This window comes from Brachyspira sp. SAP_772 (genome assembly GCF_009755885.1).
Taxonomy (GTDB): Bacteria; Spirochaetota; Brachyspiria; order Brachyspirales; family Brachyspiraceae; genus Brachyspira.
Genome location: NZ_VYIX01000255.1, coordinates 1 through 623, shown reverse-complemented (window position 1 = coordinate 623; position 623 = coordinate 1). Strand labels below are relative to the sequence as shown.

The 623-nt window shown below is 22.3% G+C and carries 1 protein-coding gene; it reads left to right on the top strand.

The genetic code is table 11. From position 1 onward, the window contains the following. Positions 1-63 precede the first annotated feature (63 nt). On the top strand, positions 64-623 hold a 560-nt coding region (locus GQX97_RS13880), incomplete at its 3' end, for a hypothetical protein (protein ID WP_198391263.1).

Sequence of the window (623 nt, the reverse complement as noted above, 5' to 3'; positions counted from 1 at the left end):
ATAGACTTATATATATAAAATTATCAAATTATATTAACAAAATAATATATAATGGAGTGTTTTATGAATAAAATTATATTAGTTTTYATAACATTATTTATTATTTCTTGTGCCAACTCTACTACAAGCCCAAATACAAMTATTGATATAGGAGATGGAACTGTAATAGAYGAAATAATTGTAGAAAAACCTCCTGTTGCTGATGATATAATAACTGAYCCAGTAAAAATATCTGATTATTTAAAAAAATATAGCGGAAGATATTATTTAGAAACTATAGATAAAAATAATATTACTAATAGAACAATAAAAGTAATAGTTGAAAACGGAATTGTATATGATGAAAAAGTATCACAAAAATTTGGAGTAAAAACATTATTTTTAAATAAATTACAAATAGAAATAATCGGAAATGAATTATCTGGTGATATTAATGAAAAAAACTCAAGAGTCGAAGTATTTGATTTCTACGACACTTACATGACAACTAGTGTAAAAAAGGTATATAACAAAGAAAGTTTTTCTGCTTCTCTAACTGAATTAGTAGGAAACATAAGTGAAATAAAAACATATTATGGAAGTTATTATATATGGGTTAATGAACTAAATAATATATCAAAAAA